Annotated in this window: 13 protein-coding genes; 4 read left to right on the forward strand and 9 right to left on the reverse strand. The window is 33.9% G+C overall.

Features of this window, described 5'->3' with window-relative positions:
* Nucleotides 1-46: 46 nt before the first annotated feature.
* Together QWC74_RS06275 and gltS are read left to right on the forward strand one after the other, a co-directional pair.
* A complete protein-coding gene (locus tag QWC74_RS06275; RefSeq protein WP_237701287.1) occupies nt 47-2,074 on the forward strand; it encodes a family 16 glycoside hydrolase in 2,028 nt (675 codons plus the stop codon).
* Nucleotides 2,075-2,307: 233 nt separating this feature from the next.
* Nucleotides 2,308-3,501: a sodium/glutamate symporter gene (gene gltS / locus QWC74_RS06280; RefSeq protein ID WP_006785388.1), complete on the forward strand. Its 1,194-nt coding sequence runs from the start codon at nt 2,308-2,310 to the stop codon at nt 3,499-3,501.
* Nucleotides 3,502-3,589: 88 nt separating this feature from the next.
* Here the strand turns inward: gltS and QWC74_RS06285 are convergent, their stop codons facing one another.
* Both QWC74_RS06285 and QWC74_RS06290 read right to left on the reverse strand, forming a co-directional pair.
* A complete protein-coding gene (locus QWC74_RS06285) occupies nt 3,590-4,384 on the reverse strand; it encodes an HAD family hydrolase (RefSeq protein ID WP_006785389.1) in 795 nt (264 codons plus the stop codon).
* A gap of 168 nt (nt 4,385-4,552) precedes the next feature.
* The gene (locus tag QWC74_RS06290; RefSeq protein WP_006785390.1) at nt 4,553-5,419 is read right to left on the reverse strand and encodes a MurR/RpiR family transcriptional regulator; all 867 of its coding nucleotides are present in this window, start codon (nt 5,417-5,419) and stop codon (nt 4,553-4,555) included.
* Nucleotides 5,420-5,556: 137 nt separating this feature from the next.
* Between QWC74_RS06290 and QWC74_RS06295 the strand changes: the two genes are divergently transcribed.
* On the forward strand, nt 5,557-6,969 hold the full coding sequence (locus tag QWC74_RS06295; protein WP_006785391.1) for an MDR family MFS transporter: 1,413 nt from the start codon (nt 5,557-5,559) through the stop codon (nt 6,967-6,969).
* A 33-nt stretch (nt 6,970-7,002) separates the two neighbouring features.
* On the opposite strand, the gene QWC74_RS06300 is transcribed toward QWC74_RS06295, so the two are convergent.
* Nucleotides 7,003-7,188: a hypothetical protein gene (locus QWC74_RS06300; RefSeq protein ID WP_006785392.1), complete on the reverse strand. Its 186-nt coding sequence runs from the start codon at nt 7,186-7,188 to the stop codon at nt 7,003-7,005.
* 39 nt (nt 7,189-7,227) lie between these two features.
* Nucleotides 7,228-7,623, reverse strand: coding sequence for a cyclase family protein (locus tag QWC74_RS06305; protein WP_006785393.1), 396 nt, complete (start codon nt 7,621-7,623; stop codon nt 7,228-7,230).
* A 106-nt stretch (nt 7,624-7,729) separates the two neighbouring features.
* Here QWC74_RS06305 and cls point away from each other — a divergent pair, with 106 nt between their 5' ends.
* On the forward strand, nt 7,730-9,148 hold the full coding sequence (gene cls / locus QWC74_RS06310) for a cardiolipin synthase (RefSeq protein WP_055164321.1): 1,419 nt from the start codon (nt 7,730-7,732) through the stop codon (nt 9,146-9,148).
* A 47-nt stretch (nt 9,149-9,195) separates the two neighbouring features.
* Here cls and QWC74_RS06315 read toward each other — a convergent pair whose 3' ends face one another.
* From QWC74_RS06315 to QWC74_RS06335, 5 genes are all read right to left on the reverse strand, one after another.
* Nucleotides 9,196-10,056 (reverse strand): GNAT family N-acetyltransferase, encoded by an 861-nt coding sequence (locus QWC74_RS06315; RefSeq protein WP_006785395.1) that lies wholly within the window; start codon nt 10,054-10,056, stop codon nt 9,196-9,198.
* A 94-nt stretch (nt 10,057-10,150) separates the two neighbouring features.
* Nucleotides 10,151-10,765 carry an SDR family oxidoreductase gene (locus tag QWC74_RS06320; RefSeq protein ID WP_237701288.1) on the reverse strand — a complete coding sequence of 205 codons (615 nt, stop codon included), beginning with the start codon at nt 10,763-10,765 and terminating at the stop codon, nt 10,151-10,153.
* Nucleotides 10,725-10,883 (reverse strand): SDR family NAD(P)-dependent oxidoreductase, encoded by a 159-nt coding sequence (locus QWC74_RS06325; protein ID WP_006785397.1) that lies wholly within the window; start codon nt 10,881-10,883, stop codon nt 10,725-10,727. Before QWC74_RS06325 ends, QWC74_RS06320 begins: the two co-directional genes overlap by 41 nt.
* A gap of 184 nt (nt 10,884-11,067) precedes the next feature.
* Nucleotides 11,068-12,501, reverse strand: a complete 1,434-nt coding sequence (locus tag QWC74_RS06330) for a potassium/proton antiporter (RefSeq protein WP_006785398.1) — start codon at nt 12,499-12,501, stop codon at nt 11,068-11,070.
* A 193-nt stretch (nt 12,502-12,694) separates the two neighbouring features.
* Nucleotides 12,695-13,840, reverse strand: coding sequence for a GNAT family N-acetyltransferase (locus tag QWC74_RS06335; protein WP_155222817.1), 1,146 nt, complete (start codon nt 13,838-13,840; stop codon nt 12,695-12,697).
* Nucleotides 13,841-13,843 lie beyond the last annotated feature (3 nt).

Below are 13,843 nucleotides of genomic sequence, written 5' to 3' on the forward strand. Positions count from 1 at the left end.
TCTCAGTCATTTCCCTTATGATGATACATATTAAAAACCAGGAGGAATGACCTTGAAGCTTACAAAAAAACATTTATCTTATTATAGCTTCGCTTTTATGACAGCTAGTTTACTACTGACACAAAAAAGTGATGTTTTAGCATCAAACATATACTTTTCAGAAGATTTTGAATCAAACTACGACCAGTGGGAAATCCAAAGAGGGAGCTTTAATATTATTTTAGATGAAACCAATACAATTGGACATACCTCTACTAATAGCGAAGGTCGTATCATGCGTGGCGATTTATCATGGACTGACTACAGTATTTCAGCAGATATGAAAGTTCTTGACTTCAATGGATCTAATTGTGCTTTTTTATGTGGCCGATACACAGACGGGAATAACTTCTATGGGGTAAGTCTAAGCAGCAAAAATGGATTAGAACTACGTAAGAAAGTAAATGGGGCTTCTTCGGTAATTGCCCAGGTAAGTACAGAAATTCAACAAAATACTTGGTATAACGTAACACTCGAAATGCAAGGTTCTATCTTAAAAGTATATTTAAATGGGAAACTGATGATAGAAGCAACTGATGATTCTTTAACAGCTGGTGCTGTAGGACTAGTCGCAAGCAAAGTTCAAGTCAACTATGACAATATTTTAGTAACTGATGTTGATAACACAGTAACACCAGATTCAACACCAAATCCTGATCCTTGTCCAATGCCACAACCAACGCCAGAACCTGAACCTACTAAAGATCCGACTCCTGAAGTAAAACCTGAAGCCAGTCAATCAAAGTATTCAGTAGCGGGATTTGCTGAGGGTGTAACTGGTGGAGGTGAATTAGATGAAACTAGCCCTTACTACATCAAAGTTACAAACGCTAAGGAATTAGGAGAAGCTCTTACTAAAAAGGCTTTAACCAAAGTCATTGAAATTATGAATGATATTGACCTGGGGTGGAATGTTATTGGATCAAGTGCTCAAGTCGCACCATTTACCCCTCATAACACTGCCTTAACTCACCCTATTTTAAAAGAAACAGGTGTCAGTAAGATTATGATTGATGGATTTGATGGTCTGACAATCTTCTCTAAAAACGGGGCCAAACTCACTCATGGAGCTTTAATCTTCAAACGTTCAAATAACATCGTCATTCGAAACATTGAATTCGATGAACTCTGGGAATGGGACGAATCAACAAAAGGAAAATATGATAAAAATGATTGGGATTACATCACACTAGAACAATCAAGTAACATCTGGATTGATCACTGTACATTTGGTAAAGCATACGATGGTGTCGTTGACTCTAAAAAAGGAACAACAGGACTAACTATTTCATACTCGAAATTCCTACCTGGTCGTGGTGAATTCTATGAAGCAATGTTTAAAGCAATGGAAGCTAACCAATCAGCCTATCCAATGTATCAATTCCTACGCTCTCAAAACCTAAGTCAAGAAACCATAATGGCCGTTGCGGCACCTCAAAAGAAAACCCATTTGATTGGAGCTACAGAAATGGCTAATGATAACAAGGACTTAGAGATTACAATGCACCACAACTACTACTTAGATTCACAGGATCGATTACCTAGACTTCGTGGTGGTAATGCACACGTCTATAATATCGTGATGGATTCACAAAATGCCTATAAAGCCTCTACTTTAATTCCATCATCAGTCGCTAAAGCCATTACTAACAAAGGTTATAGCTTCAATGTCACAAGTAATGGAGCCATCTCAACAGAAGGCGGTGCAGTCCTAGTAGAAAACTCAGCTATCCTAGGTATTAAATATCCATTACGAAATAACCAAAAAAATGCCTCTAACTCATCTTACACAGGAAAAATCTTAGCCCTTGATACTATCTACGAGTATAAAAATATCTCATATCGTGGAAACAGTACTGACCCTAACTCTCCATTATCACCTGAACCAGCAACAAGTCTAAAATTCTCATGGAATGGATTTAATGAACTACCTTACAATTATACATTAGATGACACACAAAACTTATTATCTACCTTAAAAGAGACAGTTGGTTCAGGGATTATTGATTTAAATTGGATGAAAACTATCTATTAATGATTTTTTATTTAACTACTGTAGATTTACCCTAGTATTTTACTAGACACTAGAAAAAGTGATTCAATACAAAATGCTTTCGAATTTTTTTCGAAAGCATTTTTTTAATTATGATTATCAGTTATAGTTTTGAATTGAACTAATAACATATTTGATTTGTTCATACTTAAACTCTAATTTTTATATGACAATTCATCCATAATAATTAGAGAAATGAAAGGAGAGCCTAAGACATGGAACTGAATTTAAACCTCTACGAAACAATGGCTTTAGTTTCAATTATTTTTTATCTAGGAAAATATATCCGAAAGAAATTTTCGATTCTCTCTAAATACTGTATTCCACCATCAGTAGTAGGCGGATTTATTTTTTCATTAGTTACACTCTTTTTATATCAAACTAACCTCGCAGCCATAAATTTAGATACATCCTTACAAAATCTATTCATGACAACATTCTTTACAAGTATCGGATTTACAGCAAGTTTTGCTTTATTAAAACAAGGCGGTAAAAAAGTGATTACTTTCTTACTTCTTGCCATTTTACTTGTCATCTTACAAAATATCGTTGGAGTATCTCTCGCAACTGCTTTTCGGTTATCTCCATTACTCGGCCTCGCAACTGGATCTATTCCAATGGTTGGAGGACATGGAACTGCCGGATCATTTGGTCCGATTCTTGAAGGACTTGGCGTTGAACGAGCAACAACCGTATCAGTTGCTTCAGCAACCTTTGGACTAATCATGGGAAGTATTCTCGGTGGATTAGTAGCAAGAAATTTAATACTTAAACATCATTTAAAAGCTGAAAAATCAAATCAAAAACCAGAAGAAGCGGGAGGATTTAACGAAGAAAATACAAACATTCTCTCACTAAAACACATGATGAATGGTGCGTGCTTACTATTCATTGCCATGGGATTAGGATCTATTGTTTCTAAATTCATTCAAATGACAAGTTTAACATTCCCCTCTTATATCGGAGCGATGCTTGTAGCGGCCCTTATTCGAAATATTGCCGATTTAAGAGGAAAAGAACTGGTTGAAAAAGAAATTGAAACAATTGGTAGCTTATCTCTCTCATTCTTTCTAACCATGGCGCTTATGGGACTGAAACTTTGGCAATTATTCGATTTAGCTTTACCACTTATCATCATGCTAATTGCTCAATCCATTCTGATTGCACTTTTTGCTTCCTTTATAACCTATAAAGTCATGGGGAAAAACTACGAAGCAGCTGTATTCGCCTCAGCCACATGCGGATTCGGAATGGGTGCAACCCCAAATGCTATTGCCAATATGGACGAATTAACAAATCGTTTTGGATTCACACCAACACCCTACTTTGTCGTCCCACTTGTTGGGGGACTCTTCATTGATTTTATCAACTCAGGTATCATTACCATCTTTATTAACTTATTCAGCTAAATTAAAGGTCTGTATCGATTCGATACAGACCTTTTTTATTATTTTTCAATATTTCCATATAAAAATGAACCAATACTCTCACCTTTTATTAGCTTAAAATATATTTTTCAATCCCTGATACAATGCCATCATTCGCTACTGTATCTGTCACCACATTAGCATATTTTTTAACCTCATCTGAAGCATTCCCCATGGCAATTCCACACCCAACAGTCTCTAACATCTCAATATCATTACTTCCATCACCAAAAGCATACGTGTTTTCAATCGAGATATTCAAATAATCTAATACCTTTAAAATTCCCGTCGCTTTATGATTTTCCTTTAAATAAATTTCAAGATGTGTAGGGTGCACACTGTGGCAGTATGTATATTCCTCATGATTTTTTAAAAATTCTATACAATACTCTAAATCTTCTGGCTTTGGACATAGCACCTCTATCTTAAACGCATTGACCTGATCCACCTCGTAATCTAACATAAAATAATCTTTTAAAATCCCATATTGCTCATAAAATGGCCAAATCTTCTCATAATTCTCATATGCGTAAACACATGTCTCATCTTCTAACACAAATTCAAGATTTTTATTCTCTAAATGTGAAACTAAATTCTTTAATATCCCATTATCTATTGCTTTACTATGAATCTTTTTTCCATCAACAATCACATGAGCTCCATTAGCTAGAACGTACCCATCAAAACCAAACTCACGAATCACTTTACTTAAAAAAGCATATGGTCTTCCTGTTGCAATAAAAACATAATGCCCCCGTCTTTGTAAATCACGTAATGACTGTTTTACACGAGATGAAATATCTTTTTTTCCATTATGACTATCAATTAAGGTTCCATCTATATCAAAAAAAATGACTTTTTTCATTAAACCGCCTCCTAAACCTACTATATTTTCTTCTCTTTCAAAGTTCAATAGAATAAACAAAGACTGGTTTAATGTTTTAAAACTTCCTGATTTTTTTTCATCATTTTGAAACTTTTTGGCACCATAAAGGCCTATCAGTGGAAAAACTAAGAGGCCTTTATAAAAAAATTAATCTTCATAATCAATTTCACGATCATCAATCGTATTCATGATTTCCTCGATATACCGTATATTCTCATCATAATCAACTTTGAAAATACAGCTGAAAAGTAAATCAAGCATATACTGCATCGCAATATGAGAAGAAAATTGAGAAATTCGATTTCTTAAGTTTTCGCGATCACTAATATATAAATAATGTTGAATCGACTGATACGGAATCTTATTTCCAAGACGACCAATTAAAATAATTTCAACCTTTTTATCCTTTAAAATATCAATAACAGATGGTAAAAAAGTTGCCTTCAAAGAATACGAAATAATAACTGCGACATGACGTTCATTCGATGAAACAGCCGTCATTCGCTGATCATAGGCTGACTTTGGGCACGTCACCTTACGTCCAATCGCACGCATTTTATCCTGGAAATTCTTTGCAACATTCATATTGTGACCATGCGTATAAATATCAATATAATCTGCTTCATAAAGTAATTTTACACACTCATTAAAATCCTCTAAATTAATCGATTGATATGTATCTTCGATCGTTGTTTCATATAAATTAAGCAATTTATTTGCAATCGTTTGATGATTATCAAGTGCTGTAAATGGAAAATTCACATCAATATGCGGGACCCCCTTGCTTTCCTCCACCAAATCTTTAGCAATCTTTACTTTAAGATCATTAAATCCTTCAAACCCAATCTTTTTACAAAAACGATGAATCGCTGACTTAGAAGCAAATGTTTTCTCTGAAAGAGACTGAATCGATGAGGTTTGAACTTCTTCCTTATTTCTTAATATATATTGCGCCAGCTGACTTTCTGTTGGCGTCAAATTCCCACAACACTTAATCATCTTCTCAAACGTCATAATAACCTCCTAAATTTATAATCTGACCTAATCATATAACAAAAAACATAAGATAACATCCCTTATAAATAGGTAATAGCATAAAAAATTATTAATGATGAATCATAATGATATCCCTAAATTAGCGAGGTGACCTTATGAATGAATCATCATCTAATGATAAAGGCGATAACGTCATCGTTATAGCAGCCGTTTTCTTACTCGGTACTTTTATTACTTTCTTAAATAGCACCTTCATGAACGTTGCACTGCCTGATATCATGAAAGAATTAAACGTCAGTGTCTCAACTGTTCAATGGCTCAGTACAGGATACATGCTTGCTCTAGGAATCGTTATTCCTTTTACAGCCTTTCTTATTAACCGATTTAAAACTAAAACACTATTTTTAACTTCAATGTCCCTCTTTACCATTGGAACCATAATTGGAGCTTTTGCCACAAACTTTGAAGTGCTATTAACCGCTAGATTTATACAAGGTTTAGCAGGAGGTGTTACCGTCCCCCTAATGCAAACCGTATTTATGCTAATCTTTCCCATAAAAAGCCGTGGATTTGCCATGGGAATCGTCGGAATCGTCCTTGCTTTTGCTCCTGCAGTTGGCCCAACACTATCAGGCTGGATTATCAATAGCTATCCTTGGAGATATCTCTTTTATATTCCAATTCCATTCGCGATCATCGATATTATCCTCGCCTTCTTCTTACTAAAAAATGTAACGGGTGGTAAAAATGTATCCATGGATTTTTTCTCATTTATAGCCTCTACAATAGGATTTGGAGCTCTACTATACGGATTCAGTAATGCTGGAAACTATGATTGGACGGATAAATTAGTTTACCTTCCACTATTAATAGGTGCTTTATTCTTAATATTATTTATTTGGCGTCAATTAACAATGAAAGACCCCATCCTAAACTTAACTGTCTTTAAAAGCAAAACCTTTATCTTCTCTACTATTATTGTCATGATTACTTATGCAGGACTCATTTCATCCGAATTGATCTTACCCATGTACCTAGAAAATATCAAAGGATACTCCGCTTTTGACACAGGACTTGCCCTTATGCCAGGTGCTATCATCATGGGAGTTATGAACCCGATTACCGGAAAAATATTCGATAAATACGGCGCTCGCTATCTAGCATTAATCGGACTGACTATCCTAACACTTGGAACATTTGGACTCTCATTCTTAACTCCAGATACAACCAAAACATATGTGATCGTTGTCTACGCATTAAGAATGCTAGGAATTGCCATGCTTACAATGCCATTAACAACGTCAGGATTAAACTCATTACATCGTGATTTATATGCGCATGGTAATGCTGCTAATAATACATTACGTCAAGTAGCAGGTTCTATCGGAACCTCAATCATCATTACCATCATGAGTAAAGCCAGTTTGACTTCATCTTCAACAAATCCACTTGAATCGCAAGTATACGGTATGAATATTGCTTTTGCATCCATTGGTGCTTTAACATTTATCGGATTAATCATTGCTTTCTTCGTGGTCAAAAAGAAAGAGGTCATTGTAACAGATTAAATTAAAAAAGCTATCTCACGTGAGATAGCTTTTTTAATTTATCCTTGCTACAACCCTCGTTAATGAAGCCTCAGCGCGAATATTTAACGGAAAAGCCATGACTTCAAACCTCTTAACTCCCTCTAATTTTTTTAAATTTCGAAGATTTTCAATAATTAAAATATCATTTTCTAATAATTTATGATGCACTTTAAACGGATACTGATCGGGTGATGGCATATCGATTCCTATTAATTTAACACCTCGGTCTACGAAAAATTATGCTAATTTTTCATCAACGATTGGATGATTTTCAAAATATTTATCTGTTCCAAAAAACTCATCATATCCCGTATATAACAATACAATGTCACCTTCTTGAACTTTATCCAAATACTCATCCTTTAGTTTAATAATTTCTTCATTTCGAACATCTAATAAACAGCCATTTCCAATAAATTTTTCAACAGGATAATCGCAAATAAAACGATCTTTATTTAGTAGATGACTTGGTGCATCAATATGAGTTCCAACGTGCATTCCTGTTTCTAATTTTGTATCATTGTAATAATCGCGATTTAAAAATCGATGACGATACAATTTGAGCTCGTCATCCCCTGGATAAACCGCCATTTGATGTTCAATTTCATAACTTAAATCAATATACTTTGTCAAAATTTCTTCCTCCTCTTTAAAAATAATTCTTCTTTTGATAAAGTTAGTTCATATCACATAAACTATCATTAATAGCCTCTTTAAGCTAATCCGAAAGGAGATTACCATGTTTCAATTTTTTTCTATCTTAATCCATCTTATCAACTTAGTCACCATCATGTATATGGTTTTTAAAGAAAAACGATCTGCAAATAGTATTATTGCTTGGACATTAATTTTATATATCGCTCCTCTACTTGGATTTATCGTCTTTTTAATGATCGGTCGACGAATCAATAACTCTAAAATATTTAATGTAAAAGAATCAGAACTCAAAATCTTTGAAAAATATAAACAACAAGTAGCACAAACAAACATCTCAGATTTGCCTGCCTCTAATATGATTATGGCAATCGAAAATCTCGAATACTGTCCATTTAGAAACGATAACGAAGTCGAATTATTTTCTGACGGTCAACAATTTTTCGATTCTCTACTCGAAAACCTAAAAAAAGCTCAAAAAAGTATCAACATCCAGTTTTACATCTTTAGACGAGACGAAATCGGAAATAAAATCCTCGATATCTTAATCGAAAAAGCCAAATCCGGCGTCGAAGTTCGATTCCTTTATGACTCAGTTGGAAGCCGCTCCCTCACTAAAGAAAAACTTCGAGATTTAATTGCTGTTGGAGGGAAAGTTGGTGAATTTTTCCCAGCCTGGCTACGCTTGATTAATATAAACATGAACTTTAGAAATCATCGTAAAATTGTTGTCATTGATCGTCGTATTGGATACATTGGTGGTTTCAATGTTGGGGATGAATACTTAGGAAAAGACGCTAAATTTGGATACTGGCGAGACACTCATATAAAATTTACAGGATCTTCTGTAAAAGATTTAAATTTACGCTTTTTAGCAGACTGGCGATATGCGACCAAAGAAGATATTTCCCTTCATCCAGTCTTGCCTGATTTAACGCAAAATAATCAAAATATTGGAATGCAAATCGTATCCAGTGGACCAAATACAGGAAATAAGCATGAAATTAAGCTATCTTACTTAAAAATGATTCAACGTGCTAAAAAATATATTTACATTCAATCTCCTTACTTAATTATCGATAAAAGTATTGCAGATAGCCTAAAATTAGCCGCAATCTCAGGTGTAGATGTAAGAGTGATGATTCCTGGGAAAGGTGATCATCCATTCGTTTACTGGGCAAATCTTGGATATGCTGGAGAAGTATTAAATTACGGCGTAAAAATCTATCATTACGATAAAGATGCCTTCCTACATGCTAAAACAGTGGTTATCGACGACGAAGTTTGCTCCGTTGGAACTGCAAATATGGATACAAGAAGCTTTGAGTTAAACTTTGAAGTCAATGCTATCATTTACTCAGAAGAGATTGCTAAACAACAAAAAAATCAGTTTGAAGCCGATATCTTAAAATCAACAGAATTAACCTTAACTGACTACAAAAATAGAAGCACTATTGTAAAAATAAAAGAATCTCTCTCAAGACTATTTTCAGGAGTCCTTTAACATAAAAAAATCTCGTAGATCCTCATTCTACGAGATTTTTTTATCATTTAAGCATGTGATAACGTTGGAAACATAAGCTTTTTCTTTTCTATCTCTTTTAAATCTTTACCTAAAATAAACAAGGTACAGTCATCTTCCTCAACTTCTTTAACTTCATATCCTGAAGATTTAACAGGCGTAAATCCAAGTCTAACTTCTTGAATTTCACTTCCAAAAGCATGAATGATAGACTCTAAATTAACTTCATGCTTAGTAACTATTTGATGAATAAAAAGTTTTTCTTTTTCAACATTTGCAAGAATATATGCCTCTTCTTTTGCCAAATAATAGACAGGTTGCCCAAATAACAAATAAAAAGCAATCAATCCCCAATTATCTGTTGTAAAACGTTCATTAATCGTACTATTTTTTACAATATTTAAAAAACAATCACGATTTGATTGAATTGACATATCGATTTGTTCAACTTCTTGACTAGAGGTTGAACAAATACTTTTTATATATTGATATTCTTTACTTTCAACAAAACCAAATTTCGGGTAAAAATGAATGACACTATCATTTCCAAACAAATAGATGCCATCTACTTTGTGCTGATATTCCTTAATCACATGCTCCATCAGATAACGGCAAAGACCCTGTCTACGATAATTTTCATCCGTCATAACCGTTCCCAGCTGAATGTAGTGCTTTTTGACACCATCAAGCATAAAATCCATTAAATTAACCGAAACATTTGCGATTATCTGATTATTGTTAACTAAGGAATAAGGTATATATTTTTCTGTCCAAAAACCATTATTTTGCCATTCTATAAAATTAAATCCAAAGGTTTTCTCGGTTAACTCATTAAAACTTTTAACGAGTTTTTCATCATCTTTATAATTTTCCACTAATTTATATTGCATAACCATCCCCTCCTATCATCATCTTAATTCCAATCTCTTTGTACCGCTACCTAAAAATTAAATCTTAATAAAGAATGAGCATTAATGTCTTCTTTTAACTATTATATTGCCAATTCCAATCTCCATGATAAATCATTCGCTTATTCATTCCTCCATCAATCGTAATCGTTTCTCCTGTCATAAATGTCTGATTAGTTAAATAGATTACCATACTCGAAATATCTTTTGGGTTGCCAACTTTTCCTGCTGGAATGGCCATCTCATCCGTTTTACTATACGTCACTTCATCCATCACATTAATCCAACCAGGGGCAATACAATTTACTAATACATCTGGTCCTAAAGAAATAGCTAAAGCGTGAGTTAACGCCACAATTCCTCCTTTTGCACTGGCATAGGCCTCTGTATCCGGCTCCGATTGAAAGGCTCTTGAAGAAGCAATATTAATAATATGACCTCGATTCTTTTTAAGCTCTTCCTTACACAAACGACTTAGTTCATAAGGGGCCTTTAACCCCACTGCTAACACATAATCAAAGCCGTCATAATCTAAATCAGATAAAATTCCATTATTTCCACGACAGGCATTATTAACTAACACATCTATTCGACCTAATTTCTTTATTGCAAACTCTACGAACTCCCTCAAAGTTGCTGAATTTGCCACATCACCATAAAAATAAATTTGGATGACTTTTTTCAAATTCACATGATTTTTCCTCATCAATATCTATAAAACAAACAAAATCACCTAATGATAAAAAATCCAAACAAATCTGCTTTCCAATACCATGAGCGCCACCCGTTACTAAAACGCCTCTAGCCATAACCATAACCTCCTAATTTCTATATCTCATTATACTTTACCTCATATTACACTCATTAATAACACTTTCCTTAATAAGATAATGAGGCCTATAACTAAAAATCATCATTCATCAACTCTATCTCAATATAAAAACAGTCTTAAACATTTAACTCAATGAATAAGACTGTTTGATGTAATCATAATTAACCTTCTAATAAACTTTTGATTCCATTTCCACTTAAAACTAAAATATCGCCTTCTTCTAACACAGTCGCACCTTTTGGAACTAATATTTTATCTCCACGCTTTATCATTACAATCAAGATTTCTTCCGGAATATTTGCATCCATAATTGTTTTATTCAGCCACGGACTGTCTTTTTTGATTGTAACCTCTAATAAATCTGTATTAATGTCTCCTGTATAATCTGTGAAAGTCTTCAATACTTGGTGTTCATCTTCCGTTTCAACTAATCCTAGCAAAGTAGCCACTTTAGGGATAAGTGTTCCTTGAATCGAAACAGAAAATAAAGCAATGAAAAAGATAATATGGAAGATATCATTTTCTATCATAACTCCAAAAGTTATAGCAATAATCGCAAAGACAACCGATGCTGCCCCCCTTAATCCTACCCACGAGATAAACAACTTTTCCTTCATTGTAAATTTAAAAGGGCTAAGAATGGTAAACGTGGCTAATGGACGAGCAACTAATATCATAAACAACGAAATAGCAACTGCCTTCCCACTCACATACGGTAATTTAGATGGAAAAGACAATAAACCTAACATAAAAAATAATGCAATTTGCATAATCCAAGAGATTCCATCAAAAAAGTGAAACATACTTTTCTTACGAGGAATAACACTATTCCCAATAATTATTCCGGCTATATAGACGCTTAAATATCCATTTCCACCTAGATACTCACTTAATGCATACGAAAGAATGGCGATTGCTGTAACAAAAATGGTATAAAAACCTTCTATCTCAAACTTCGATCGTCGTAATAGATAAACCGTTCCCTTCGCACTAATAACTCCGATAATTCCACCTATTAAAACTTGTGTTAAAACACTACCTAATACCGTTCCAATGGTAAGGCTACTAGAACTTTTCATCATCGTAAGAATCAAAACTGTCATCATGTACGCTATTGGGTCATTACTTCCACTTTCAATTTCTAAAAGTGAGGCTAAAGATCCCTTTAAATTTAAACGTTGCGCCCTCAATACAGCAAAGACCGATGCCGCGTCAGTAGAAGAAACCACAGCACCAATTAATAAGCCTTCTAATAACGTTGTTTTTATAACAAAATGACAAAACAAACCGGTCAACCCCGCAGTCATCATGACTCCGAGTGTAGACATCATGATAGATGGGACAGCTACCGGTTTAGCCATCTTCCACTTGGTTCCGAATCCTCCATAAAACATAATAAAAACTAATGCCAAAGAACATAACTGACTCGTTAATTCATAATCATCAAAATAAATTCCAACAGGTCCATCTGATCCAAATAGCATCCCGAGTACCATAAATATAAGTAGCATCGGCACCCCAAACTTATACAATACTTTACTCGAAGTGATACAGATAATTAATACAATCCCACTAATTATCATTAATTCAGTCATAAATTCCCCCCTATATTAAATCATTAGATTCCGATAATCCTATCAATTTAATTTTACAACATTAAAGAATAAATTTTCTACTTAATCTTTATTTATCCATTTATAATCAAAAAACTAGACTCAAAATCTGAATCTAGTCTCATTATATATTTATTTTTTTCCTAGAAAATTTATGATAACGAAAACTATATTTTTAAACCTTATCTTGCGTCGGCATAAATAAAGGTGCTGGGAACCAGGAATGGATCAAATGATTGAATAACTCATCATCGACCAAATGCTGTCCAAAAGGTGAAAAGAATAGCTGCATCGCCTCAATATGGCTAAGCAACACATCACACTCTCCCTCAAACTTACTAACCGTTACCTCTCCATTTTCTACCGAAATGACAAACATACCGTAATCTAAAACTTCAAAACTTAACACCCCATCGATCAAATCAGCATAACTGGCTTTAAAATGTAACAACTGTGCAATAATCTCTTCATAATTCAACACATTAAACTGATAAGCGTGATGGAGCGTGACATCTTCTGCAACCTGAGTTAACTGTTTTATCTTTTGTTTCTCCCAAACAGGCAACTCAAAATTCACGAAATCCGCCTTATTGTTATGAATATAAGTTGCTAAAACACGAATATAATCCTCATCATTCTTAACAACTAACTCACTAATATAAGTATTTTCTTTGTTCACAACAACATAACCAATAAAATGATTACACTCATAAACAAAATAAACATTAAAATCCCAAGACCTTAACCAATCTAAAAAAACTGATTTTTCTCGAGTAACCTTAAACTGTGCTTTATTATAAAGCTCGTAGGCCTGTTCTATATCATCAGTTACTCCCTTAAAAATAAGATTTTCATTAACATAATGATTTAGTCTATATTTAATATTTTCATTATTTAACGTAAAAGAAAGTTTTTGCCCACAAGGCGTATATCCAAAATGTTCATAACGTTGTCTTTTTCCCCCTAAACAACTCAAATGGAATCCTTGTTCTTTCATATCTCGTAACGCCATATTCATTAACTGCTTCATATACCCACATCCTCGTGAATAAGGATGAACAGACACCGTACCGATACCAAAAACCTTTAACGTCTGACCTAAAACACTAAGCTCCATCGGAAATGCCCCTACTAAAGCCTTTATCTTTCCATTTTCCTTTACAAGATAGTGATATTCCATCATCTGATAATCTTTCTTATATAACTTAGGTAACAAACTTGGAAAATCAGTCTTGCCTCCATCATGACTAAATACATAGTTTGCAAAATCAACTACCTCATCAAAATCAGCTTCTGCTGCCTTTAAAAATTCAACCTTCATATT

Source organism: uncultured Turicibacter sp. (assembly GCF_938044715.1).
GTDB lineage: Bacteria > Bacillota_I > Bacilli_A > MOL361 > Turicibacteraceae > Turicibacter > Turicibacter sanguinis.

Bases quoted from the DNA above. Each gene is read 5' to 3' on its own strand.
- QWC74_RS06275 (WP_237701287.1), top strand. From the start codon at position 47: ATGACCTTGAAGCTTACAAAAAAACATTTATCTTATTATAGCTTCGCT.
- gltS (WP_006785388.1), top strand. From the start codon at position 2,308: ATGGAACTGAATTTAAACCTCTACGAAACAATGGCTTTAGTTTCAATT.
- QWC74_RS06285 (WP_006785389.1), bottom strand. From the start codon at position 4,384: ATGAAAAAAGTCATTTTTTTTGATATAGATGGAACCTTAATTGATAGT.
- QWC74_RS06290 (WP_006785390.1), bottom strand. From the start codon at position 5,419: ATGACGTTTGAGAAGATGATTAAGTGTTGTGGGAATTTGACGCCAACA.
- QWC74_RS06295 (WP_006785391.1), top strand. From the start codon at position 5,557: ATGAATGAATCATCATCTAATGATAAAGGCGATAACGTCATCGTTATA.
- QWC74_RS06300 (WP_006785392.1), bottom strand. From the start codon at position 7,188: ATGCCATCACCCGATCAGTATCCGTTTAAAGTGCATCATAAATTATTA.
- cls (WP_055164321.1), top strand. From the start codon at position 7,730: ATGTTTCAATTTTTTTCTATCTTAATCCATCTTATCAACTTAGTCACC.
- QWC74_RS06315 (WP_006785395.1), bottom strand. From the start codon at position 10,056: ATGCAATATAAATTAGTGGAAAATTATAAAGATGATGAAAAACTCGTT.
- QWC74_RS06325 (WP_006785397.1), bottom strand. From the start codon at position 10,883: ATGGCTAGAGGCGTTTTAGTAACGGGTGGCGCTCATGGTATTGGAAAG.
- QWC74_RS06330 (WP_006785398.1), bottom strand. From the start codon at position 12,501: ATGACTGAATTAATGATAATTAGTGGGATTGTATTAATTATCTGTATC.
- QWC74_RS06335 (WP_155222817.1), bottom strand. From the start codon at position 13,840: ATGAAGGTTGAATTTTTAAAGGCAGCAGAAGCTGATTTTGATGAGGTA.